The organism is Streptomyces sp. RK62 (genome assembly GCF_018070255.1).
In the GTDB taxonomy this organism is placed as follows: domain Bacteria; phylum Actinomycetota; class Actinomycetes; order Streptomycetales; family Streptomycetaceae; genus Streptomyces; species Streptomyces nigra.
Map to the genome: position 1 here is coordinate 1 of NZ_JAGPYD010000015.1, position 22,823 is coordinate 22,823.

17 protein-coding genes are annotated in these 22,823 nt (G+C 71.8%); 9 read left to right on the plus strand and 8 right to left on the minus strand.

The window, feature by feature from the left end:
- The 3 genes from KBY32_RS26780 to ptsP form a co-directional block, all read left to right on the plus strand.
- Nucleotides 1-210, plus strand: a 210-nt coding sequence (locus KBY32_RS26780; protein WP_210981939.1) for a hypothetical protein, incomplete at its 5' end; no start/stop codon positions are given.
- Between the two features lie 230 nt (nt 211-440).
- Nucleotides 441-890: a PTS glucose transporter subunit IIA gene (locus tag KBY32_RS26785; RefSeq protein ID WP_210981940.1), complete on the plus strand. Its 450-nt coding sequence runs from the start codon at nt 441-443 to the stop codon at nt 888-890.
- A gap of 86 nt (nt 891-976) precedes the next feature.
- Nucleotides 977-2,647, plus strand: coding sequence for a phosphoenolpyruvate--protein phosphotransferase (gene ptsP / locus KBY32_RS26790; RefSeq protein ID WP_210981941.1), 1,671 nt, complete (start codon nt 977-979; stop codon nt 2,645-2,647).
- Between the two features lie 61 nt (nt 2,648-2,708).
- On the opposite strand, the gene KBY32_RS26795 is transcribed toward ptsP, so the two are convergent.
- Together KBY32_RS26795 and KBY32_RS26800 are read right to left on the minus strand one after the other, a co-directional pair.
- Entirely contained in the window at nt 2,709-3,611 is a 903-nt protein-coding gene (locus tag KBY32_RS26795; RefSeq protein ID WP_210981942.1) for a hypothetical protein, read from the minus strand.
- A 106-nt stretch (nt 3,612-3,717) separates the two neighbouring features.
- Nucleotides 3,718-5,685, minus strand: a complete 1,968-nt coding sequence (locus KBY32_RS26800) for an acetoacetate--CoA ligase (RefSeq protein WP_210981943.1) — start codon at nt 5,683-5,685, stop codon at nt 3,718-3,720.
- A 214-nt stretch (nt 5,686-5,899) separates the two neighbouring features.
- Between KBY32_RS26800 and KBY32_RS26805 the strand changes: the two genes are divergently transcribed.
- Nucleotides 5,900-8,275 (plus strand): glycoside hydrolase family 31 protein, encoded by a 2,376-nt coding sequence (locus KBY32_RS26805; RefSeq protein ID WP_210981944.1) that lies wholly within the window; start codon nt 5,900-5,902, stop codon nt 8,273-8,275.
- Here the strand turns inward: KBY32_RS26805 and KBY32_RS26810 are convergent.
- Nucleotides 8,266-8,802, minus strand: coding sequence for an NUDIX domain-containing protein (locus KBY32_RS26810; protein ID WP_055623700.1), 537 nt, complete (start codon nt 8,800-8,802; stop codon nt 8,266-8,268). The genes KBY32_RS26805 and KBY32_RS26810 overlap by 10 nt on opposite strands.
- 202 nt (nt 8,803-9,004) lie before the next feature.
- Here KBY32_RS26810 and KBY32_RS26815 point away from each other — a divergent pair, with 202 nt between their 5' ends.
- From KBY32_RS26815 to glpK, 4 genes are all read left to right on the plus strand, one after another.
- Nucleotides 9,005-9,451: a zinc ribbon domain-containing protein gene (locus KBY32_RS26815; protein WP_247690059.1), complete on the plus strand. Its 447-nt coding sequence runs from the start codon at nt 9,005-9,007 to the stop codon at nt 9,449-9,451.
- Complete coding sequence (locus tag KBY32_RS26820) at nt 9,448-10,638, plus strand: lipid-transfer protein (RefSeq protein ID WP_210981945.1); 1,191 nt, start codon at nt 9,448-9,450, stop codon at nt 10,636-10,638. The genes KBY32_RS26815 and KBY32_RS26820 overlap by 4 nt, the downstream gene beginning before the upstream one ends.
- Before the next feature lie 683 nt (nt 10,639-11,321).
- On the plus strand, nt 11,322-12,047 hold the full coding sequence (locus tag KBY32_RS26825; protein ID WP_055623702.1) for an MIP/aquaporin family protein: 726 nt from the start codon (nt 11,322-11,324) through the stop codon (nt 12,045-12,047).
- 22 nt (nt 12,048-12,069) lie between these two features.
- On the plus strand, nt 12,070-13,581 hold the full coding sequence (gene glpK, locus KBY32_RS26830; RefSeq protein WP_055623703.1) for a glycerol kinase GlpK: 1,512 nt from the start codon (nt 12,070-12,072) through the stop codon (nt 13,579-13,581).
- A gap of 179 nt (nt 13,582-13,760) precedes the next feature.
- On the opposite strand, the gene KBY32_RS26835 is transcribed toward glpK, so the two are convergent.
- Genes KBY32_RS26835 through KBY32_RS26855 form a run of 5 tightly spaced genes read right to left on the minus strand, consistent with a single transcriptional unit; the run spans nt 13,761 to nt 21,776 of the window.
- Nucleotides 13,761-14,366, minus strand: coding sequence for an ATP/GTP-binding protein (locus tag KBY32_RS26835; protein ID WP_055623704.1), 606 nt, complete (start codon nt 14,364-14,366; stop codon nt 13,761-13,763).
- A complete protein-coding gene (locus tag KBY32_RS26840) occupies nt 14,347-18,009 on the minus strand; it encodes a hydantoinase B/oxoprolinase family protein (protein WP_210981946.1) in 3,663 nt (1,220 codons plus the stop codon). The genes KBY32_RS26835 and KBY32_RS26840 overlap by 20 nt, the downstream gene beginning before the upstream one ends.
- 24 nt (nt 18,010-18,033) lie before the next feature.
- Nucleotides 18,034-18,429: a DUF742 domain-containing protein gene (locus tag KBY32_RS26845; protein WP_210981947.1), complete on the minus strand. Its 396-nt coding sequence runs from the start codon at nt 18,427-18,429 to the stop codon at nt 18,034-18,036.
- A 9-nt stretch (nt 18,430-18,438) separates the two neighbouring features.
- A complete protein-coding gene (locus KBY32_RS26850) occupies nt 18,439-18,876 on the minus strand; it encodes a roadblock/LC7 domain-containing protein (RefSeq protein WP_055623707.1) in 438 nt (145 codons plus the stop codon).
- The gene (locus tag KBY32_RS26855) at nt 18,873-21,776 is read right to left on the minus strand and encodes a nitrate- and nitrite sensing domain-containing protein (RefSeq protein ID WP_210981948.1); all 2,904 of its coding nucleotides are present in this window, start codon (nt 21,774-21,776) and stop codon (nt 18,873-18,875) included. The genes KBY32_RS26850 and KBY32_RS26855 overlap by 4 nt, the downstream gene beginning before the upstream one ends.
- 417 nt (nt 21,777-22,193) lie before the next feature.
- On the opposite strand from KBY32_RS26855, the gene KBY32_RS26860 reads away from it, so the two are divergent.
- The gene (locus tag KBY32_RS26860; RefSeq protein ID WP_374224996.1) at nt 22,194-22,730 is read left to right on the plus strand and encodes a hypothetical protein; all 537 of its coding nucleotides are present in this window, start codon (nt 22,194-22,196) and stop codon (nt 22,728-22,730) included.
- The last annotated feature ends 93 nt before the right edge of the window (nt 22,731-22,823 follow it).

The window sequence follows — 22,823 nt, forward strand, 5'->3', positions numbered from 1 at the left end:
GCAGATGCTGGAGACGGGGTATCAACATATCTGGCGTTGACTTTTGGCACGCTGTTGAGTTCTCAAGGAACGGACGCTTCCTTTGTACTCACCCTCTCGGGCTTTCCTCCGGGCGCTTCCCTTCGGTGTTCCAAACTCTATCAGTGTTTTTCCGTCTCTCTGACCACCGATCCGCAGGCATGCAGAAAGGGATCCGAGAAGTGGATCTGACATCGTTTGGTTGCTGCCGGGTCGCGACGCACGCTGGCGTCGGTCACCCCCTGGCAGGGGTACGACTGTACACGCGGCCGACGAGCGGGGGCAAATCGGATTGCTGTATGGTCTAGACCACTCTGAGGTGCTCACGCAGAATCGGCACTTCATGTGACATACCCTGCTCAACAGTGTCGTCCCGCACAGGCTGAGACGGCCCTACGGATCTCCACCCCTGGGAGGCTCCCATGACCACCGTGACGTCCCCGCTCGCCGGACGCGCCGTAGGACTGGCGTCCGTACCGGATCCGGTCTTCTCCGGAGCCATGGTCGGCCCGGGTACCGCGATCGACCCCGTCCGTGAGCCCTCCGAGGCCGTGTCTCCGGTGGACGGAGTCATCGTCTCTCTTCATCCGCACGCGTTCGTCGTCGTCGACGACCAGGGTCATGGCGTTCTCACCCACCTCGGCATCGACACCGTGCAGCTGAACGGCGAGGGTTTTGAGCTGCTGGTGAGCAAGGGCGACACCGTGACGCGCGGCCAGGCCGTCGTGCGCTGGGACCCGTCTGCGGTCGAGGCCGCCGGCAAGTCCCCCGTGTGTCCGGTCGTGGCGCTCGAGGCCACGACCGAGGCCCTCTCGGACCTCCGCGAGAGCGGCGAGGTGAAGGCCGGCGACAGTCTCTTCACCTGGCAGTGACTTCTGTGCCGTCGTAGGGCGGCGCACAGGTAGCGATGACAACCACCGCGGCGGCGGGGCCCGCCGCGCCAACGGAGACGGGTGAGATGGAGACAACGCTGCGAGGCGTCGGCGTGAGCCATGGTGTGGCGATCGGCGAGGTACGGCACATGGGTACGGCGGTCCTGGAGCCGCCGGCCAAGCAGATCCCGGCGGAGGACGCGGAGCGCGAGCAGGGGCGCGCTCGTAAGGCCGTGGAGGCGGTGGCCGCCGACCTCATGGCGCGCGGCAACCTGGCGGGCGGAGAAGCGCAGGCGGTCCTCGAGGCGCAGGCCATGATGGCCCAGGACCCCGAGCTCATGGCCGACGTTGATCGCCGTATCGCCGTCGGCAGCACGGCCGAGCGTGCCGTGTACGACGCGTTCGCCGCCTATCGCGAGTTGCTGGCCGGTGCCGGTGAGTACCTGGCCGGGCGCGTGGCCGACCTCGACGACGTGCGGAATCGTATCGTCGCCCGGCTGCTGGGCGTCCCGATGCCCGGTGTCCCGGACAGCGACGAGCCGTATGTGCTGGTGGCCCGTGATCTGGCTCCGGCCGACACGGCGCTGCTGGACCCGACGCTCGTGCTCGGGTTCGTGACCGAGGAGGGCGGGCCGACCAGCCACAGCGCGATCCTGGCGCGAGCGCTCGGTGTGCCGGCCGTGGTCGCGCTCCCGGGTGCCGGTGAGTTCGCCGAGGGCACGGTCGTCGCGGTGGACGGCAGCACCGGTGACGTCTTCGTGAACCCGAGTGCGGAGAAGCGTGCCGAGCTGGAGGCCGCTGCCGCCGAGCGCAAGGCCGCTCTCAGCGCCTCGACCGGGCCGGGTGCGACGGCAGACGGGCACAAGGTGCCGCTGCTGGCCAACGTCGGCGGGCCGGCCGATGTGCCGGCGGCCGTCGGGGCCGGGGCCGAGGGTGTGGGTCTGTTCCGCACCGAGTTCCTTTTCCTCGACGACAGCAAGCAGGCGCCGTCCGAGGAGAAGCAGATCGCGGCCTATCGCCAGGTGCTGGAGGCCTTCCCCGAGGGACGCGTCGTCGTGCGTGTCCTGGACGCGGGTGCGGACAAACCGCTGGACTTCCTGACGCCTGCCGACGAGCCGAACCCAGCGCTGGGCGTGCGCGGGCTGCGGGCGCTGCTGGACCACCCGGAGGTGTTGCGGACGCAGCTGACGGCGCTGGCCAAGGCTGCCGAGGGGCTGCCGGTCTACCTAGAGGTCATGGCCCCGATGGTGGCCGACCGCGCCGACGCCAAGGCGTTCGCGGACGCCTGCCGTGAGGCTGGGCTGCGGGCCAAGTTCGGCGCGATGGTCGAGATCCCGTCGGCCGCGCTGCGGGCCCGGTCCATCCTGCAGGAGGTCGAGTTCCTGTCGCTGGGGACGAACGATCTGGCGCAGTACACGTTCGCCGCGGACCGTCAGGTGGGTGCGGTGTCCCGTCTGCAGGATCCGTGGCAGCCCGCGCTGCTCGACCTGGTCGCGCTGTCCGCCGAGGCGGCGAAGGCCGAGGGCAAGAGCTGTGGTGTGTGCGGTGAGGCCGCGTCGGACCCGCTGCTGGCGTGTGTGCTGACCGGTCTGGGGGTCACCTCCCTGTCCATGGGATCGGCGTCGATCCCGTACGTCCGGGCGACGCTGGCGAAGTACACGCTGGCCCAGTGCGAGCGTGCGGCGGCTGCGGCGCGTGCGGCGGACAGCGCCGAGGAGGCGCGGAACGCCGCTCAGGCGGTGCTGTCGGGCGAGTGAGCCGGACACGTTCGGCGCTTCGACGGGGCGCTCCACCTGCGGGTGGGGCGCCCCGTTCGCGTCAGTGGTGGTGTGCCGGTGGCGTCCCGCCGTCTCCGAGGTCCGGCGGTACGCAGTAGTCGACTCCGGATTCCGGGGAGACCAGGTCGCCGGACTCCACGTCGGTGCAGTAGGCGTCGAAGACCTCGCCGGCGGTGAGGGGCACGAGGCCGGAGCCCTGGTTTCCGCGCAGCCGCCAGCCGTAGATGCGGTCGGTGGTTCCCGGGGTGCTGGTGCGCATGACGAGGCCGCCAGGGCCGCCGGTGGCCAGGCCGAGGGCGAGGACGGTGGTGAACTCCAGCAGTTCGGCCTCGTCGAGCTGCTGGGTGCCGTCGGGGTCCTGGTCGGCGTGCAGGACGGCGAGGAGGGTTTCCGGGGTGCCCGTGACGCTGCACACGAGGTGGCGGTTGCCGGGTGGCGCGGTGTCGAGGATGCGGGTGATGAGGGCCGAGGCGCGGTTGAAGGCCGCGCGGCCGATGTCCTCGCCGCAGGTGACGCAGGGGCCGAGGCGAGCCAGGAGTGTCGCGGCGTACTCCCAGGTGGCCTGTCGGACGGCTTCGTCGACGAGGGCCGGGACCAGTTCGGTGAGGGGGCGGCCGTCGTAGGGGACGGTGGGGCCCGTGGTCGCGAGTTCGGCGGTGAAGCGGGTGCGGCTGGCCGGGGTGTCGGGTTCGAGGCCGGTGCCGGCGCAGAAGACGGCGTAGTCCTCCGGGTCGAAGAGGGCGATGGTGGTGTGGGTGCCCTGGGCCGCGCGGCTTCGGAGCAGCGCTTCGACCTGTTCGAGATAGGTCGTGTGGTCGTCGAAGGTGAAGCTGCGGTACCGCCGCATGGCGCGGAAGTCGTGTTCGTCGGTGAGCAGGCCGATCGTGCCGGCGATCTCGCGGCGCAGGACGTGTCGCATCGTGCGGCGGTCGGTGTCCGTCATGGTTCCCCCTGTGAGCAACGGTCGATCAATGCTCACTCACAGTAACCAGGGCCACTGACAACCGGCCCCGGGCGGGCCGGGGCCGGGGTTGGTCAGGCGGGGTTGGTCAGGCGCGCTTGCGGGCCAGGTCCTCGTAGAAGTGGAGGAGGTCGAGGTTGTCGATGGAGCCGGGGTTGACCGCCTTGTCCAGCGGGGTGCCTTGCAGGAGGCGCTTGACCGGGACCTCGATGCGCTTGCCGGTGAGGGTGTGCGGGACGCCGGGGACCTCGATGATCTCGTCCGGGATGTGGCGCGGGGAGAGCTGTTCGCGGATGGTCTGCTTGATGCGGCCGAGGAGGGCGTCGTCGAGGACGGCTCCGGGTGCCAGGTGGACGAAGAGGGGCATCCAGTAGCCGCCGTCGGGCTGCTCGATGCCGATGACGAGGGATTCCTTGATCTCGGGGAGGCGTTCCACCGCCTCGTAGATGTCGGCGGATCCCATGCGGACGCCCTGGCGGTTGAGGGTCGAGTCGGAGCGGCCGTGGATGACGACGGAGCCGCGTGAGGTCACGGTGATCCAGTCGCCGTGGCGCCATACGCCGGGGTAGGTGTCGAAGTAGCTGTCGTGGTAGCGGGTGCCTTCCGGGTCGTTCCAGAAGTGGACCGGCATGGACGGCATGGGGTTGGTGACGACGAGTTCGCCGACCTCGTCGACGAGGGGTTTGCCGCTGGGGTCCCAGGACTGCAGGTCGGTGCCGAGGCAGGGGGCCTGGAGCTCGCCGATGTGGACGGGCAGGGTGGGGACGGCTCCGGCGAAGCAGGAGCACACGTCCGTGCCGCCGCTGACGGAGGCGATCCACAGGTCGTCGCGGACCTCGTCGTGGAGCCAGCGGAAGCCGTCGGGCGGCAGGGGCGATCCGGTGGTGGCGACACATCGCACCGTGGACAGGTCGAAGTCGCGGGACGGGTGCACGCCGGCCTTGCGGCAGGCCATGACGTAGGCGGCGGAGGTGCCGTAGAGGGTGGCTCCGGTGCGTTCGGCGATCCGCCACTGGGCGCCGGTGTCGGGGTAGCCGGGGCTTCCGTCGTAGAGGACGACCGTGGTGCCGGTGATGAGGCCGGAGACGAGGAAGTTCCACATCATCCAGCCCGTCGAGGTGTACCAGAAGAACCGGTCGCCGGGGCCGAGGTCGCAGTGCAGGCCGAGTTGCTTGAGGTGTTCGACGAGGATGCCGCCCTGGGACTGGACGATGGCCTTGGGCAGGCCGGTGGTGCCGGAGGAGTAGAGCACCCACAGGGGGTGGTCGAAGGGCACCTGCTCGAAGACGGGTTCCTGGTCGGCGGCGGTCAGGGCGGACCAGTCCAGGGCGCCCTCGGGTGCCTCGGTGCCGAGGAGCGGGATGTGCACCACCGCGCGCAGGGTGGGCAGTTCGCGGCGCAGTTCGGTGACGACGGCGCGGCGGTCGTGTTCCTTGCCGCCGTAGCGGTAGCCGTCGACGGTGAACAGGACGACCGGTTCGATCTGCTGGAAGCGGTCGAGGACGCTGCGGGCGCCGAAGTCGGGGGCGCAGGAGGTCCAGACGCCGCCGACGGCGGCCGTGGCGAGCAGGGCGACGACGGCCTGCGGGATGTTGGGCAGGTAGCCGCTGACGCGGTCGCCGGGGCGTACGCCGAGGGCGCGCAGTTCGGCGGCGAGGGAGCCGACCTGGCGGCGCAGTTCCGCCCAGGTGACGGGGCGGGGTTCGTGGGTCTCGTCGACGTGCAGGAGGGCCGGTTCGTCGGCGCGGGTCTCGGCGGCGCGCAGGGCGTGCTCGGCGTAGTTCAGGGTGGCGCTGGGGAACCACTGGGCGCCGGGCATCGAGCGGTCGCCCAGCACGCGCGTGTAGGGGCTCGTGAAGCGGACGTCGAACCACTCCGTGACGGCTTTCCAGAAGGTGTCCAGCTCGTCGACCGACCAGCGGTGCAGGGCCGCGTAGCCACCCTGGGCCGGGGCTCCGTGGTGCTCGGCGGCCCAGGCCTGGAACTTGGTGATCTGGGCGTCGGCGATGCGCTGCGGATCTGGCTGCCACAGCGGCTGGGCGTTCTCGATCGTCATGGGGTGGCTCCCGGACTCTGCGCGTCGTGTGCGTCGGCCGCGCACGGGCGGGGGTGTGCGCGTGACGCGGATGACACGGACGATGCCATGTGATCGACTTCGGCACCAGGGTGCACCGCACATAGTCCGTGTCGTGAAGATGTGGTCCGGGCACGAGTGAACGGCAGTTGAACGGCCCTCCGCGCGTGGGGTCCCCGATGGCAGGCTGAGCAGCATGAACGGTCGTGACCTGGTGCGTTCGATGAGGGCGGTAGGCGCTGTGGGGACGGCCCACGCCGTACGCACCATGAGGGCGGCATGGCGTGCCCGGCGTGCCGACGCCGCCGGGCTGCCGCCGCGGGGTCCGGAGCGCGCCCGGGTGCCGGGCACCGTGCAGGAGGTGCGGCCCGGTCCGGGGGGTGGGGTCATCCGGTTCAGCCGTTCCGAGCTGCGTGTGATCGTGGCGGTGAACGGGGCGGTCTTCTGGGGGTGGGACGGGGCTTCGCCGGAGCCGTCGTACGCGCTCGCCGGTTCTCCGGAGCCCGATGCCCGGGCGGTGCTGGAGCCGGACACGGAGGGCGGCTGGCGGGTGGTGGCCGAGCGGGTGACGGTGGTGATCTCGCGGCACGGTGCGGTGGAGGTGCAGACGCCCGGTGGGGTGCTGGTGCGCCGCGAGCTGCCGCCGCGCTGGTGGGAGCCGGTCGGGGGCGGGGTGGCGCGGTGGACGCAGCGCTCCGAGGTCGCCGCGGACGCCCGGTTCTTCGGTCTGGGCGGGCGGGCGTCCGGGCCCCGGCTGCGGAACGGCACGTACCGGCTGTGGAACACGGACCCGGGCCGTGCGTTCGGTCCTGGCGACGATCCGCTGTACATCACGATGCCGGTGCAGGTGGTGGTGGCGGACGCGGCGACGCATCTGGTGTTCCACGACACGTCCTGGGACGGCACGGTGACGCTGCGCGAGGGTGAGGAGGGCGCCGGCTCGGGGCACGACCGCCCGGGGGCCAGTGAGCTGCGGATGCAGGGCGGGCCGTTGCGCTGCTGGGTGATGGTGGGCACCCCCGCGCGCGTGCTGCTCGTATGGGCCTCGCTCACCGGTGCGCCGACGCCGCCTCCTTCATGGGCGCTGGGGCACCATCACGCGCGGTGGGGCTTCGGCGGTGCGCAGGAGGTGCGCCGGATCGTGTCGGGCTACCTGGAGCGGGGGCTTCCCCTGGACGCGGTCCATCTGGACATCGACCACTACGACGCGCACCGGGTGTTCTCGGTCGACCGCGAGGCGTACGGGAAGCTGCCGGAGCTGGCCGAGGATCTGCGCGGGGACGGCGTGCGCCTGGTGTCGATCGTGGATCCGGCCGTCAGCGCGGAGCCCGGCCATGACGTGTACGACGGCGGGATGGCAGAGGACGCGTTCGTGCGGGGCGCGGCGGGCGGTGTGGTGCGCGGGGTGGCCTGGCCGGGCGAGGTGGTGTTCCCGGACTTCACGGACGCGCGCGTACGCCGATGGTGGGGTGCTCTGTACGCGGAGCGACTGGGGCAGGGCTTCGCGGGGTTCTGGCACGACATGAACGAGCCGACGTCGTTCGCGGCCTTCGGGGAGTCGACGCTGCCCCGGTCGGCCCGGCACGCGCTGGAGGGCCGGGGCGGGGACCACCGGGAGGCGCACAACGTGTACGCGCTGAACATGGCCAGAGCAGGCTATGAAGCGCTGCGGGACCTGGCTCCGGAGCAGCGGCCCTTCGTGTTCTCGCGGTCCGGCTGGGCGGGGATGCAGCGCTACGGAGGCGCGTGGTCCGGGGACGTGGCCACGGGCTGGCCGGGGCTGCGCGCGTCGCTGTCGCTGGTCCTGGGGCTGGGGCTGTGCGGGGTGCCGTACTCGGGGCCCGATGTGGGCGGTTTCGACGGCTTCCCGTCGCCGGAGCTGTATCTGCGCTGGTTCCAGATGGCCGCCTGTCTGCCGCTGTTCCGCACCCATGCGAGTCTGCGGGCGGGACGCAGGGAGCCGTGGGAGTTCGGCCCCCAGGTGCTGGAGCACGCGCGCGAGGCGCTCGTCGAGCGGCGCCGGCTGGCGCCGTACTTCGTGACGCTGGCGCATCTGGCCGGCCGTACGGGCGCGCCCTATGTCCGTCCCCTGTGGTGGTCGGCGCCGGAGGACCGGCGGCTGCGTGACTGCGAGGACGCGTTCCTGCTGGGTGACGCTCTGCTGGTCGCGCCGGTGCTGGAGCGGGGCGTCGAACGGCGTGCGGTGCGGCTGCCCAACGGGCGTTGGTACGACACGGCGACGGAGAGGGCGTACGAGGGCCCCGGGGAGGTGCTCGTCGACGCGCCGCTGTCACGGATTCCGGTGTTGGCGCGTTCGGGCGCCGTCGTCCCCGTGCGGGGGGACGACGGCGGGCTGGAGCTGGAGGTGTGGGCTCCCGCCCCCGGGCGTACCGGGGGCGGGCTGGTGGTGCCGGACCCGGGGGACGGCTGGGCGGAGCCGGAGATCGAGCGCTATGTCACCCGCTGGGAGGGCGGGAGGCTGGTCGTCGAGCTGGAGCACGAGGACGGCATGATCGCGTCACCCCGCCCGGTGCGGGTCCGCGGGCTCGGCGGGCGCCGGGCTCAGATGTAGCGGCCCTCGAAGAACGCCTGGACGGCCAGCGTGTGCAGCGGGAACGCGAGCTCCTCGGGCCGGCGCAGGAGCTGCCATCCCTCGGTCTCGTCGGTGGCGGCGGATTCGGGGAGCCGGTCGGCGGGCCGTTCGGGGAGCAGGCCGAAGAGCAGCAGATGGCCGTCGGGCGAGCTCATGGCGTCGACGAGCCGTACGTCGCGTGCGGCGGCGTCGAGGCCGGTCTCCTCCTTGAGTTCGCGGACGACGGCCTGGCGCCAGTCCTCCCGGTCGTCGATGTAGCCGCCGGGCAGGGCGATCCCCCCGCGCGCGGGGGCGATGCTCCGGGTGATGACGACCAGGGCGGTCCCCTTGGTGTCGTACACGGGCTGGAGGGCGATGGCCACGGGCAGCGGGTTGCGGTAGGCCACGGTGCCGCACGCGGAGCAGGTGCGCGGCCAGCCGGAGACGCCCTCTCCGTAGGGCGCGCCGCAGCTCGAACAGTGGGAGTTCGCTGCGGAGTTGGGGGCGGAGTGCTGAGATTCGGACACGCGCGGACTGTATCCGATCAGTGGAAGGGCGTCTTCCGGGGGCCGGTCTGTTGTTCGTCGGACGGGCGCACGGGGGCGCGGATGGGCTGGAATGCGCCGTTCGCGCGCGGGGTCCGGGCGGTCGGTGTGCGCTCCCCTGCCGTTCCGCGGCTGCCTCTGGCACACTTCTGACGGTCCGTCAGGAGTAGCGCCGGGAGGGCTCATGCCACGTACGCGCACGCCCGTGATCGCCGGGTGGTTCAGCGGCGACGGGGAGGACTTCCGGTTGCTGGGCACGCGGTGCTCCGCCTGCTCCACGGTCTTCTTCCCCCGGGAGGACACGCACTGCCGCAACCCCCACTGCCCCGGCGGCCGGCTGGTGGAGGCGCCGCTGTCGCGGCGCGGGCACGTCTGGTCGTACACCGACAGCCGCTACCGCCCTCCGTCACCCTATGTGACCGATCGGGAACTCCCGTGGGCCCCGTACACGTTGATCGCTGTGGAGCTTCCGGCCGAGCGTCTCGTGGTGCTGGGGCAGGCGGCTCCCGGGGTCACCGTCGCCGATCTGACGGTGGGCATGGAGGTGGAGGTCGTCCCCGGTGTGCTGCACGAGGACGCGGAGACGGCCTGGACGACCTGGCAGTGGCGGCCGACGGGGGTGGGGGCATGACGGGGGACGTGGCGGTGCTCGGCGCGGGCATGCATCCGTGGGGGAAATGGGGACGCAGCTTCGTCGAGTACGGGGTGACGGCGGCCCGCGCGGCGCTCGCCGACGCGGGGCTGGAGTGGCGGGACATCGGGTCGGTGGTCGGTGCGGACACCGTGCGTGGCGGCTATCCGGGGTATGTGGCCGGGGCGACGTTCGCGAAGGCGCTCGGCTGGCAGGGCACCCGCGTCACGAGCGTCTACGCGGCCTGCGCCTCCGGGGCGCAGGCCATCGCGACCGCGCGGGCGCAGATCCTGGCGGGGCTGGCGGACGTGGTGCTGGTGGTGGGCGCCGACGCGGCTCCCAAGGGGTTCTTCCGGCCGGCGGGCGGTGACCGGCCGGACGACCCGGACTGGCTGCGCTTCCGCGTCCTCGGGGCGACGAACCCGACGTACTTCGGGCTGTACGCGCGCCGGCGGATGGCCGTGCACGGGGACACACTGGAGGACTTCGCGCAGGTCAAGGTGAAGAACGCCGCCCTGGGCGCCCGGAACCCGTACGCCCGCTACCGCAGGGCCTTCACCGCCGAGGAGGTCGCCGCGTCCGCCGTGGTCGCCGATCCGCTGCGGCTGCTCGACATCTGCGCGACCTCCGACGGCGGGGCCGCGCTCGTCCTGGCGGGCCTGGACTTCGCCCGCCGGCACGGCGCCGGTGACGCCGTACGGATCCGCGCGGTGTCCACGGTGACGCCGCGCTTCCCGAACACCGTGCTGGACCTGCCCGACATCGCGACGGACTCCGCCGTAGCGGTGCCGCCGGCGCCGGAGACGTTCCGGGAGTCGATCGCGCGGGAGGCGTACGAGGAGGCGGGGGTCGGCCCCGAGGATCTGTCCCTCGCGGAGGTCTACGACCTGTCCACCGCCCTGGAGTTGCAGTGGTACGAGGATCTTGGGCTGTGCGGTGCGGGCGAGGCCGTGAAGCTGCTGCGGGACGGCTCGACGGCGCCGGGCGGCCGGATACCCGTGAATCCGAGCGGCGGTCTGGCGTCCTTCGGTGAGGCGGTCCCCGCACAGGCCATCGCTCAGGTGTGCGAGCTGACGTGGCAGCTGCGCGGGTCCGCGGGCGACCGGCAGGTTCCGGGGGCCCGGGTGGGCATGGCGGTGAACCAGGGGCTGTTCGGGCACGGGTCCGCGGTGGTCGCGGTGCGGTGACGGGCCGGGCCGGTTGCGGTGCGTGACCGCGACACGGCCGATCACCGCCCGAATCCGTTGCGTGGCGGCGAGGAGGGGCGGTCCCGGCCCGGCATCGGTGCGTAACCGTGGTGGGTGGCCGGACGACCCCGCTCCGGCCCCCTATCGGGGCGAAGGGCACGGGCAGCCGCCTACGCGGGCGGTGGCGGACCTGGGCAGAGGGTGAGATTCTTCTGTCACGAGGTCGGCGGAAGCCATCCGTACGACTTTCAAGTGAGCCATGGTCAGTGGCCACTGTCCGGCTCGGCAGGAGCTGTCCTGCCTGTCGATCCGTGCAGGGCCCCGTCGTTCGTCCCGTACCCGAGCGGGCGTGCCGCGGGCCGGGTCCGTGACGGTCCGTGAGCCGTCGGCACGCCCCACAACCGCCGGCGTCCGCGACCTTGACGCCCCTCGGACGCCGGTGAACACTTCCCGGTGTCAGCCGACATCGCCCCATATTTTGTCGGCGTATCCACGCAGCGCGCCGCGCGGTTGCGCCCGCATCAAGGCCCCTCCCCCACTGGCGACTCGGTTGCGACGGCACGCTCGTCACGGACGCCGGACGGGGCGCGGGACACGCCCCGCCTCCGGCTGAAGTCGCCAAGGGAACGCACCCCGCACGGAGAAACCGGGGCCGATCGTCCCGGCCAGGCCTAGGAGCCGCCATGAGCAATGGAGACATCTTCCTCGGTGAGGTCATAGGCACCGCGATCCTGATCCTGTTCGGCGCCGGCGTGGTCGCCGCCGTCGTACTCAACTACTCGAAGGCGAAGGACGGTGGCTGGATCGTCATCGCGTTCGGATGGGGCTTCGCCGTCATGGCGGGCGCGTACACCGCCGCCCCGTTGTCCGGAGGCCATCTCAATCCGGCCGTGACCTTGGGGATCGCCATCGACACGGGCGACTGGGACAAGGTGCCCCTGTACATCGCGGGCCAGATGGTGGGCGCGATGCTGGGGGCGGTGCTGTGCTGGCTGGTCTACTTCGCGCAGTTCCAGGCCAACGCCGACAAGGACATCGCACAGCCGACGCTGGGGATCTTCTCCACGGCGCCGGCGATCCGGCATCCCGTGGCGAACCTGATCACGGAGATCATCGCGACCATCGGGCTGGTGCTGCCGATCCTGGCGTTCGGTCTGACCAAGGGACTGGTCCTGTCCGGGACCGGCATCCTGATCGTCTCGTTCCTGGTGGTCGGCATCGGTCTGTCGCTCGGTGGCCCGACGGGATACGCGATCAACCCGGCCCGTGACCTGGGCCCGCGCATCATCCATGCCCTGCTGCCCATCCCCAACAAGGGGACGTCGGACTGGGGCTACGCGTGGATTCCGGTGGTCGGACCGCTGATCGGCGGGGCGCTGTCGGGGCTCATCTTCAACGCAGCTTTCTGACGGAAACGACGAAGGGGACGTCATGACGGACAAGTTCGTCGCCGCTATCGATCAGGGCACCACCTCCAGCCGCTGCATCGTCTTCAACCACGACGGCGCCATCGTCGCCGTCGACCAGCGGGAGCACCGGCAGATCTTCCCGAAGCCCGGCTGGGTGGAGCACGACGCGACCGAGATCTGGTCCAAGGTGCAGGCGGTCGTCGCCGGCGCGCTCGCCAAGGCGGGACTGAAGGCTCACCAGCTCAGCGCGCTGGGCATCACCAACCAGCGCGAGACGACCGTCCTGTGGGACCGCGCGACGGGCAAGCCGGTGCACAACGCCATCGTGTGGCAGGACACGCGCACGGCCCAGCTGTGCCAGCAGCTGGGCGGCGCGGAGGGGCAGGACCGTTTCCGTGAGCAGACCGGTCTGCCGCTGGCCAGCTACTTCTCGGGGCCGAAGGCAGCCTGGCTGCTGGACAACGTGCCCGGCCTGCGGGACCGGGCCGAGCGCGGGGAGATCGCCTTCGGCACGATCGACTCGTGGTTGATCTACAACCTCACCGGCGGCACCGACGGCGGGAAGCACGTCACCGACGTGACGAACGCCGGGCGCACCATGCTGATGAATCTGCAGACCCTGCAGTGGGACCCGTCGATCCTGTCGGCCATGAACGTCCCCGAGGCGATGCTGCCGGAGATCAAGTCGTCCGCCGAGGTGTACGGCACGGCCGTCGGGCAGCTCGCCGGGGTGCCGGTCGCCTCCGCGCTCGGCGACCAGCAGGCGGCCGTGTTCGGGCAGGCCTGCTACGACGTCGGCAGCGCGAAGAACACGTACGGCACCGGCAGCTTCCTGCTGCTCAACACCGGCAACCGCCCGGTGCCGTCGAAGAGCGGCCTGCTGACGACCATGGGATACAAGATCGGCAGCGAGGCGCCGGTGTACTGCCTGGAGGGCGCGATCGCCATCACGGGCGCGCTGGTCCAGTGGTTCCGCGACCAGCTCGGCATCATCCGTACCGCCGACGAGATCGAGCCGCTGGCGGCGAGCGTCGAGGACAACGGCGGCGCGTACATCGTGCCCGCCTTCTCCGGACTCTTCGCGCCGTACTGGCGTTCGGACGCACGCGGTGTCGTCACCGGTCTGACCCGGTATGTCACCAAGGCGCATCTGGCCCGGGCAGTGCTGGAGGCGACGAGCTGGCAGACCCGCGAGGTCGTGGACGCCATGGTCCAGGACTCCGGGGTGCACATCACCAGTCTGAAGGTCGACGGCGGCATGACGAAGAACAACCTGCTCATGCAGCACCAGGCCGATGTGCTGGACGTGCCGGTGATCCGGCCGAAGATCTCCGAGACGACCTGTCTGGGTGCCGCGTACGCGGCGGGGCTGGCGACCGGCGTGTGGAACGACCTGGACGAGCTGAAGGCGCACTGGGCGAAGGACGCCGAGTGGACGCCGTCCATGTCGGCCGAGGAGCGGGACCGCGAGTACCACAACTGGCGCAAGGCGGTGGAGAAGAGCTTCGGCTGGGAGGAGGACGGCGAGAGCTGAGGCCGGCTCCCGGGACCGGCCCTCCCCTGGGGGGTGCCGGTCCCGGTGTAAGGATCCCCGGACGGGGCACACGCGTGTTCGGGCCGCGCGAACCCACAGGCGCGCCGGCCCACGGGCCGCGGCCCGTACCCCGGTCGGCGGGGGTACGGGCCGCGGCCCTCGCCGGTTCGGCGGCGGGGTCAGGTGGTGACGGCCTGGCGGCGCTCCGCCTGGAACGCCATGGCGTGCTGCACGACCCCGATCAGAACTTCCTTGACCGACTCGCGGTCCCGGGCGTCGCACAGCAGCAGCGGTACGTCCGGGTCGAGGTCGAGGGCCTGCCGTACGTCGTCCGCGGGGTAACGGGCGGCTCCCTCGAAGCAGTTGACGGCGACGACGAAGGGGATGGCGCGCCGCTCGAAGTAGTCGACGGCCGCGAAGCAGTCCTGGAGGCGGCGGGTGTCGGCCAGGACGACGGCTCCGAGCGCCCCCTCGGACAGCTCGTCCCACATGAACCAGAACCGTTCCTGCCCGGGTGTGCCGAAGAGGTACAGCACCAGGTCCTCGCGCAGGGTGATACGGCCGAAGTCCATGGCCACTGTGGTGGTGCGCTTCCCCTCGACTCCGCTCGTGTCGTCGACCGGCCGTCCGGCCTCGGTGAGCAGCTCCTCGGTGCGCAGCGGCCGGATCTCGCTGACCGCGCCGACGAGCGTGGTCTTCCCCACGCCGAAGCCGCCGGCCACGAGGATCTTGAGCGTGACGGGCTCGACCGGAGGCTTCCCGCGCTCAGAACGCCCGAAGATCATCGATCTCTTCTCCTGCTTGATGGGGGTCGCGCGGCGGTGGGCCGTAGCCTCCGCCGCCGGGGGTTTCGATGACGAGTACGTCGCCGGGGCCGACGTCGGCCGAGTCGCTTCCGGCCAGTGTGGTCACGCTGCCGTCCGCGTGTTCGACGCGGTTGCCGCCGAGGGCGCCGGGGGCGCCGCCCGCCATGCCGTACGGCGGCACCCTGCGGTGCTGGGACAGCGTCGAGACGGTCATGGGTTCGAGGAAGCGGATGCGGCGGACGGCGCCGTCGCCGCCGCGCCACCGTCCGGCGCCGCCGCTGCCGGGCCGTACGGCGAACTCGTCGAGCCGTACGGGCAGCCGCCACTCCAGCACCTCGGGGTCGGTGAGGCGGGAGTTGGTCATGTGGGTCTGGACGACGGGGGCGCCGGGGAAGCCGTCGCCCGCGCCGGAGCCGGAGGCCACGGTCTCGTAGTACTGGTGGCGTGCGTTGCCGAAGGTGACATTGTTCATGGTCCCGGAGCCCTCGGCCTGGACGCGGAGGGCGGCGTACAGGGCACCGGTGATCGCCTGGGACGTCTCCACGTTGCCCGCGACGACGGCGGCCGGGGGCTCCGGCGCGAGCATGGAGCCGGGCGGTACGACGATGCGCAGGGGGCGCAGACAGCCGTCGTTGAGGGGGATGTCGTCGGCGACCAGGGTGCGGAAGACGTACAGGACCGCGGCGTTGACGACGGCGAAGGGGGCGTTGAAGTTGCTGGTCAGCTGGGGGGAGGTACCGGTGAAGTCGACGGTGGCGGTGCGGTGGACGCGATCGACGCGCACGCTGATGCGGATGACGGCGCCGGAGTCGGTCTCGTAGGAGTACTCGCCGTCGTCCAGGGCGTCGATGACGCGGCGGACGGCTGCCTCGGCGTTGTCCTGGACGTGCCGCATATAGGCCTGGACGACGTCGAGGCCGAAGTCGTCGATCATGCGGGCGACTTCGTCGGCGCCCTTCCGGTTGGCCGCGATCTGGGCCCGCAGGTCCGCGAGGTTGGTCCGGGGGTTGCGGGAGGGGTACGGCGCCTCGGTGAGCAGGCGGAAGGTCTCCTCCTCGCGGAAGCGGCCGTTCTCGGCGAGCAGCCAGTTGTCGAAGAGGACGCCCTCCTCGTCGATGGTGCGGCTGTTCGCCGGCATCGAGCCGGGGGCGATGCCGCCGATCTCCGCGTGGTGGCCGCGTGAGGCGACGTAGAAGAGGATCCGCTGTTCACCCTCTGTGTCCGCTGCCGCGTCCGTCGCCGGGTCGGTGCCGAAGACCGGGGTGATCACGGTGACGTCGGGGAGGTGGGTGCCGCCGTGGTACGGGTCGTTGACGGCGTAGGTGTCGCCCGGACGCATGCCGGCGCCGCGGCGGCGGATGACCTCCTTGACGCTCGTGCCCATGGATCCCAGGTGGACGGGGATGTGGGGGGCGTTGGCCACCAGGTTCCCGTCGGGGTCGAAGAGCGCGCAGGAGAAGTCCAGGCGCTCCTTGATGTTGACGGACTGGGCGGTGGATTCGAGGCGGGCGCCCATCTGCTCCGCGATGGACATGAAGAGGTTGTTGAAGACCTCGAGCAGAACGGGATCGGCTTTTGTGTCCAGTTCGGAACTCTCCGTGACCGCCATGCGTTCCATGACCAGATGCCCGTCGTCGGACGTCCCGGCCCGCCAGCCGTCGTCGACGACGGTCGTCGCACCCGACTCGGCGATGATCGCCGGGCCGGTGACCAGGGCCCCGGGAGCCAGCTGCTCCCGGCGGTGCAGGGGGACGTCGCGCCAGGTGCCGCCCGTGTGGAGGGGGACGGTGCACGGGGCGTCCGGGCTGCCCTCGGGGGCGGTGGAGCGGGGTGCGAGAGCGGACAGATCGGGGGGTTCGGTGATGCCGGTGGCTTCGACGGAGAGGGCTTCGACGACGATCGGGCGGTCGAGCGTGAAGGAGTACGTGGCGCGATGACGTTCTTCGAAGGCCCGCCGCATGGTGTCGGGGTCGGTGAGTTCGACGGTGAGGGTGGTGTCGGTGCCGTCGTAGCGCAGTTGGGCGCGGCGGATGACCCGGATGCGGTCGGCGGGGACGTCCTCGTCGAGGAGTTCGGCGCGCGCCGCCGCCTCCAGGTCGTCCGCCGTCTTGTGGACGCCGCCCATCGACGCGGGCTCCAGCGGTGCCTCGACCGACTGTTCCCGCATCGCCGTGGTATCGGCGAGGCCGATGCCGAGCGCGGAGAGGACACCGGCCATGGGCGGTACGAGGACGGTCCGGATGCCGAGGGAGTCCGCCACCTTGCAGGCGTGCTGGCCGCCGGCGCCGCCGAAGGTGGTGAGGGCGTAGCGGGTGACGTCGTGCCCCTTCTGGACAGAGATCCGCTTCACGGCGTTGCCGATGTTGGCGACCGCGATCTGCAGGTAGCCCTCGGCGACCTGCTCGGGGGTGCGGTCGTCGCCGGTGCTCTCCCGGATCTCGGCGGCGAGCGCGGTGAAGCGTTCCCGGACGAGGTCGGCGTCGAGGGGCTGGTCGCCCCGGGGGCCGAACACGGCGGGGAAGTGGGCGGGCTGGATACGGCCGAGCATGACGTTGGCGTCGGTGACGGTGAGCGGGCCGCCGCCCCGGTAGCAGGCGGGCCCCGGGTCCGCGCCCGCGGAGTCCGGCCCTACGCGGTAGCGCGATCCGTCGAAGTGCAGCACCGAGCCGCCGCCGGCCGCGACGGTGTGGATGTCCAGCATGGGGGCGCGCAGGCGTACCCCGGCGATCTGGGTGGTGAAGACGCGCTCGTAGTCGCCGGCGAAGTGGGAGACGTCGGTGGAGGTGCCGCCCATGTCGAAGCCGATGACCCGGTCGTACCCCGCGAGCTGCGACATCCGGGCCATGCCGACGATGCCGCCCGCCGGACCGGAGAGGATGGCGTCCTTGCCGCGGAACTGCCCTGCTTCGGCGAGACCGCCGTTGGACTGCATGAACATCAGCCGTACGCCGTGGAGTTCGTCGGCGACCTGCTGGACGTAGCGGCGCAGGACGGGCGACAGGTAGGCGTCGACGACGGCCGTGTCCCCGCGGGGCACGAGCTTCATCAGCGGGCTGACCTCGCTGGACAGCGAGATCTGCGGGAATCCGATGCGCGCGGCGAGCCGGCCGACGGCCTGTTCGTGCCCGGGGTGCAGATGGCTGTGCAGGCAGACCACGGCGACGGCCCGGATGCCGTCGTCGTACGCCTCCTGCAGCGGGCCGGTGAGTGCCTCCAGGTCGGGAGGGCGCAGGACGGTCCCGTCGGCCGCGATGCGTTCGTCGACCTCGACGACCCGCTCGTACAGCAGCTCGGGGAGGTCGATGCGGCGGACGAAGATGTGGGGGCGGTTCTGGTAGGCGATGCGCAGGGCGTCACGGAAGCCCTGGGTGATCACCAGCAGGGTTCGCTCGCCCTTGCGTTCGAGAAGGGCGTTGGTGGCGACCGTCGTGCCCATGCGGACGGCTTCGACGGGGGCGGTGGAGCCGTCGAGCAGCTCGCGGACGCCCGCGACCGCCGCGTCCGCGTAGCGGGCCGGGTTCTCCGACAGGAGTTTGTGGGTGAGCAGCCGGCCGTCCGGGCGGCGCGCGACGATGTCCGTGAAGGTGCCGCCCCGGTCGACCCAGAACTGCCAGGCTGTCACGTCTCTACCCCGCTTCCGCGCCGCTCACAGCGCCCGCAGGCCGTCGATCACGTCGCGCAGGATACTCTCGTCGACCATCTCGGCCGGTGGGACGGGGCGGTTCACATGGACGAATTCCGCGTCCACGAGGTCGCCGACGAGGACCCGCACCACGCCGACGGGCAGGTCGAGCTCGGCGGAGAGTTCGGCGACGGACTGCGGGGCCTCACGGCACAGTCCGACGATCTCCACGTGTTCCGGGGAGAGCGACGCGTCGGATTCCGGGTCGCCCGCGTGCGGTTCCGTGATGACGACCGCGATCAGGTCGAGGCGGTGCTGGGCCGCACTCGTGGTGCGGCCGCGTGTCATCGCGTAGGGGCGGACGACCGGACCGGCCTCGTCGTCGAACCAGTGGCTTCTTCCCTGACCGTCAGCGCTCATGCCTTCCCACTACCCGCCCGAGGACAGTTCGGTGCGCGGTGCGGTCCCCAGATGCACGCCGACCCGCTTCACGAGGAGCGTCATCTCGTAGGCGACCTGGCCGACGTCGGAGTCGGCGTCGGAGAGCACCGCGAGGCAGCTGCCGTCACCGGCGGCCGTCACGAACAGGAAGGCGTCGTCGAGCTCGACGACGGTCTGCCGGACGCTGCCGGCCTCGAAGTGCCGGCCCACGCCCTTGGCGAGGCTGTGGAACCCGGAGGCGACGGCGGCCAGGTGCTCGCTGTCCTCGCGGGTCAGGTCCTTCGACGCGCCGGTCGGCAGGCCGTCTCCGGAGAGCACGACGGCCTTGCGGATGCTCGCGACCCGGTCCACCAGGTCGTCGAGAAGCCAGTTCAGCTCGCCGTTCTGGGTGGTCGTGGCGTGGTCGGTCGCCTTTGGTGCGGTCATCGACCGTCCCCCTCTGTCGTTCCCTGTGGTGCTGTGCCGCCCGGGGCGGTGTCGTCGCCCGCGGCGTTCTCCTTGCGGCCCCGCTGCCAGCCGCGCTGGAGTGAGGCCATCCGGCTGCGTACCTCGTCCGCGTCCCGTTCGCCGGGGTCCGGCGCCGCGGGGCGGGGGGCGGCCGCCTTCTTCAGCTGGGGCGCCAGGCTGGCCTGCCGGACCCGCCTGGGCAGCGCGCCCGTGTCGGCCTCGGGCGGCTGCGGGGCGGTGGTCCGGTCCGGGGTGGTGTCGTCCGGTCCCGCGGCCGCGATCTCGGGGCGCCGGGCGCGTCCGGTCAGGGCGGCGGGCTCGTGCGCGCCGGTGCCGGGTCCGGCGGTGTGCGGTGCTTCGGAGTCGAAGCGGGCGGATCCGCCGGAGCGGGGGGAGTCGGTGAGACGCGCGGAGTCGGTGGGGCCACCGGGCCGCTGCGGTTCCGCGGCGCCGGCGATGCCGCCGCGCGGGCCCGTGCCACGGCGCCGGGTGGGCAGCGGGGCGGGGCCGTCGGACAGCGGACGGCTCGGACCGTACGAGGAGTCCGTCTCGGTCTTGTCCAGGCGTGGCCGGTGGTCGGTGACGGGGCGTCCGTGCGAGCTGACCAGCTTGGGGGTCCGGCGCCGGGGCAGCGGGACCGGGGCGTTCGGGTCGTCCTCGCCGTCCGAGGCGTCGTGGACGCCGGTGACCGGACCCCGCTCGCCGCGCCGGCTCGCCGCGTCGTCGTCGGAGGGGCCGAAGGCGCGCCGCGGGTGGAAGAGGCCGCCGCGCTCGCCGTCCTCCTCGTCGAGGGGGTCCGGGAAGTCGCTGAGGGCGTCGAGGTCGACGGGGGCCTCCAGCTCCACCGGGCCGTCGAGGAGCGCCGCCGGCAGGCCCGGAGAGCGGGCCGGGACCTTGGAGAGCACGGCTCGCCGCGACTCCTCCAGTTCGGCCTCCTTCGAGGGGGTGGGGCGGTCCAGGCGGAAGCCGATGCCGTTGGTGTCCGGGACGTCGTCGGTGAGGAGCGCGTCGGGGATGAAGACGACGGCGGTGGTGCCGCCGTACGGCGAGGGCTGGAGCGAGACCCGGACGTTCTGCCGCTGGGCGAGCCGGCTGACCACGAAGAGACCGAGCCGGTCGGTGTCCGACAGCTCGAACTCGGGGGTCTCGGCGAGCCGGAGGTTGGCGTCGAGCAGGGCGTCGGCGGCCATACCGAGGCCGCGGTCGTGGATCTCCAGGGTGAAGCCGTTGGCGACGCGCTCACCGAGGACCTGGACGGCGGTGTGCGGCGGGGAGAACACGGTGGCGTTCTCGAGGAGTTCGGCGACGAGGTGGGTGAGGTCGGCGACGGCCGGTCCGGTGACGGCGACGCGGGGCAGCCGGCGCACCTCGATGCGCTCGTAGTCCTCGACCTCGGCGACGGCGGCGCGTACGACGTCCATGAGCTGAACGGGTTTGCGCCACTGCCGGGACGGGGCGGCACCGGAGAGGATCACCAGGCCCTCGGCGTGACGGCGCATACGCGTGGTCAGGTGGTCCAGCCGGAACAGGTCGGCGAGTTCGTCGGTGTCCTCGGTCCGGCGTTCCATGGTGTCGAGGAGGGTGAGCTGCTTGTGCAGCAGGACCTGGCTGCGGCGGGCGAGGTTGACGAAGACCTCGGAGACGCCGGCGCGCAGTTCGGCCTGCTTGACGGCGGCCTCGACGGCGGCCCGCTGGAGGGTGTTGAGGGCCTGGCCGACGTCGCCGATCTCGTTCTTGTCGTAGGCGAGGCGCGGGACCTCGGTCTCGACGTCGACCTGTTCCCCGGCGGACAGCCGGCGCATCACACTGGGCAGCCGGACGCCGGAGGCCTCGTGGGCGTCGAGGCGCAGCTGCCGCAGGTCGCGGACGAGGCCGCGGCCGATCCGGACGGACAGGAAGAGCGAGAACAGCACGGCGAGGAGCCCGAGGACACCGGCGACGACGGCCTTCACGATGACGCCCATCGCGACGGGGCGGACGCGGTCCTGGTAGCGGTCACCGGCTTCGTCGTTGAGCTTGCCGAGCTCTTCGAGCACATCGCCGGCGGCGGTGTCCCAGTCCTGGGCGTCCACGGTGCTGGGGCGTCCGGGCTGGGAGAAGATGACGGACTGTTCGGCGACCCGGAGGGGGGCGGTGAGGCCGTTCTTCCAGAAGTGCTCGTAGCGCTGACGCTCGGCCGAGGGCAGGTCGGTGAGGCTGAGGTCGTACATCAGGGTGCGCTGGGCGATGAGATCGGAGACGTCGCGGATCTCGTCGCGGGTGAGCCGGCCGACCACGAGGGCGGAGCTGAGCAACGCGTCCTCGCGGGAGAGCAGTTCGCGGGCGCGCGTGATGTTGAGGAGGGCGCGGGCCTCCTTGTCCATGGCGACGTTGTCGATGCCGTCGAGGGAGGCGAGGAGGGCGTAGCAGGGGTCGACGAGGAGGTTGTACTGGTGGAGGGCCTCGGCCCGCTTGACCGTGCCGTCCTCGACGCTGCGGCGCAGGGGCCCGATGCCGTCGAAGGCGTCCAGCATGGTGGTGAGGCGCTGGGTGTCGCCGGCGTCCAGGCCGTCGCGGACGTCGGGGTCCTTGGCGTTCCTGCGGATCTCGGCGACGGCGGTGTCGGTGGCGCTGCGGCTCTCCCGCAGGGCGGACAGGGCGTCCGAGGCGCGGCGGTCGGCGAGGTAGACGAGGGCCTGCCGGCGCTCCTGCTGGATGACGCGGACGGCGTCCTCGGTGGAGTAGCCGATCTTCTCGACGAGGGAGGAGACCGTGAACAGCTGGGTCACCTCTCGCCCGGTGAGTACCGTGGCGAATCCCCAGATCGCGGTCAGGGACACCAGCGGCACGAGAAGCAGCGCCACCATTTTCCGGCGGATCGACTTCCCGCGAAAGCGCATGGCCTCCCCCAGCTCGGTCCCCCTGCCGACCAGGGGGCACACCTGTGCGTCAACAATGGGCGCGAGCCTACTACCGACGCACTGGTAACTCGAAGAGACATCCGGAGCCTGAACTTCCGCGCGGGTGGCGAGACATGGCGAGTTGTCCGGGCATTACGGGAATTACCTCCAGCAAACGCCGGGCGCGCCGGTGAGGCGTTCCGGCCCGCCTCCTCGGCCAGTTGGCCGGAAATCTCTCTTCAGCGGGAATCTTCACGAGGTGTCGATCGTCCTTATCCATGGGAAATGGGGGCGGATTGGACCACGAGAGCCGCATCCTGCCCCCCGGCCGCGTAAAACAGCGCAAGCCGGGCAGTCGCTGAGGGGCTGGGTCTTGGGTTGCGGGCGAGCGGTCCGCGGACGGTGGGGAGTGACACGGTGACGGTTACGGCGGAGCAGCGCGAGGTGTCCCGGGGCAGCGCTGCGGTGCACCGCGTGCGGCGGGAGCCCGGGGTACGGGATCGCGACATTCCGGTGGGCGACGGAGAGCGGGCCGAGCGCGCCGAACGTGATGAGCGGCCGTACTACCGGCCACTGTGGGTGGAGGACCCGGCGCCGCGGCGGCGGATGCCCGATCCGGTGCGGACGGCCGCGGTGCGGGCGGTGCTCATCGTCTCCGTGACGCTGATCCAGGCGATGGTGGCGTTGCTGTGCACCCTCGCGGGGTCCTGGCTGGCCTTCCCGATGGTCATCAGCAGTGTGGTCAGCGTCGTCGTGGCGACCTGGGCCGCCCTCGACGTCTGGGTGACGCGCCAGGTGTGGAACCAGCGGCATGGTGTGGTGTCGACGCCCGCCAGCACCGCCCGGTCCCTGCGGCGTGAGCGGCGTGCGGCCCGGCGGCAGGCGCGGTCGGCCGAGCGGGCCCAGGCGCGCATACGCAGGCGGGCCGGGGCGGGACAGCTGTCGCACCCCTGACACCCGCCGGCCACCGGGCCGGTCGCCCGAGCGCTCCCCCGGCTCCGTCGAAGAGCCGAGGGACGCCCCCCGCACCTTGTCTCAGGGCAGCGC

Excerpts from the sequence above, each read along its gene's own strand:
- KBY32_RS26785 (WP_210981940.1), top strand. The coding sequence starts at position 441 with ATGACCACCGTGACGTCCCCGCTCGCCGGACGCGCCGTAGGACTGGCG.
- ptsP (WP_210981941.1), top strand. The coding sequence starts at position 977 with ATGGAGACAACGCTGCGAGGCGTCGGCGTGAGCCATGGTGTGGCGATC.
- KBY32_RS26795 (WP_210981942.1), bottom strand. The coding sequence starts at position 3,611 with ATGACGGACACCGACCGCCGCACGATGCGACACGTCCTGCGCCGCGAG.
- KBY32_RS26800 (WP_210981943.1), bottom strand. The coding sequence starts at position 5,685 with ATGACGATCGAGAACGCCCAGCCGCTGTGGCAGCCAGATCCGCAGCGC.
- KBY32_RS26805 (WP_210981944.1), top strand. The coding sequence starts at position 5,900 with ATGAACGGTCGTGACCTGGTGCGTTCGATGAGGGCGGTAGGCGCTGTG.
- KBY32_RS26815 (WP_247690059.1), top strand. The coding sequence starts at position 9,005 with ATGCCACGTACGCGCACGCCCGTGATCGCCGGGTGGTTCAGCGGCGAC.
- KBY32_RS26820 (WP_210981945.1), top strand. The coding sequence starts at position 9,448 with ATGACGGGGGACGTGGCGGTGCTCGGCGCGGGCATGCATCCGTGGGGG.
- KBY32_RS26825 (WP_055623702.1), top strand. The coding sequence starts at position 11,322 with ATGAGCAATGGAGACATCTTCCTCGGTGAGGTCATAGGCACCGCGATC.
- glpK (WP_055623703.1), top strand. The coding sequence starts at position 12,070 with ATGACGGACAAGTTCGTCGCCGCTATCGATCAGGGCACCACCTCCAGC.
- KBY32_RS26835 (WP_055623704.1), bottom strand. The coding sequence starts at position 14,366 with ATGATCTTCGGGCGTTCTGAGCGCGGGAAGCCTCCGGTCGAGCCCGTC.
- KBY32_RS26845 (WP_210981947.1), bottom strand. The coding sequence starts at position 18,429 with ATGAGCGCTGACGGTCAGGGAAGAAGCCACTGGTTCGACGACGAGGCC.
- KBY32_RS26850 (WP_055623707.1), bottom strand. The coding sequence starts at position 18,876 with ATGACCGCACCAAAGGCGACCGACCACGCCACGACCACCCAGAACGGC.
- KBY32_RS26855 (WP_210981948.1), bottom strand. The coding sequence starts at position 21,776 with ATGCGCTTTCGCGGGAAGTCGATCCGCCGGAAAATGGTGGCGCTGCTT.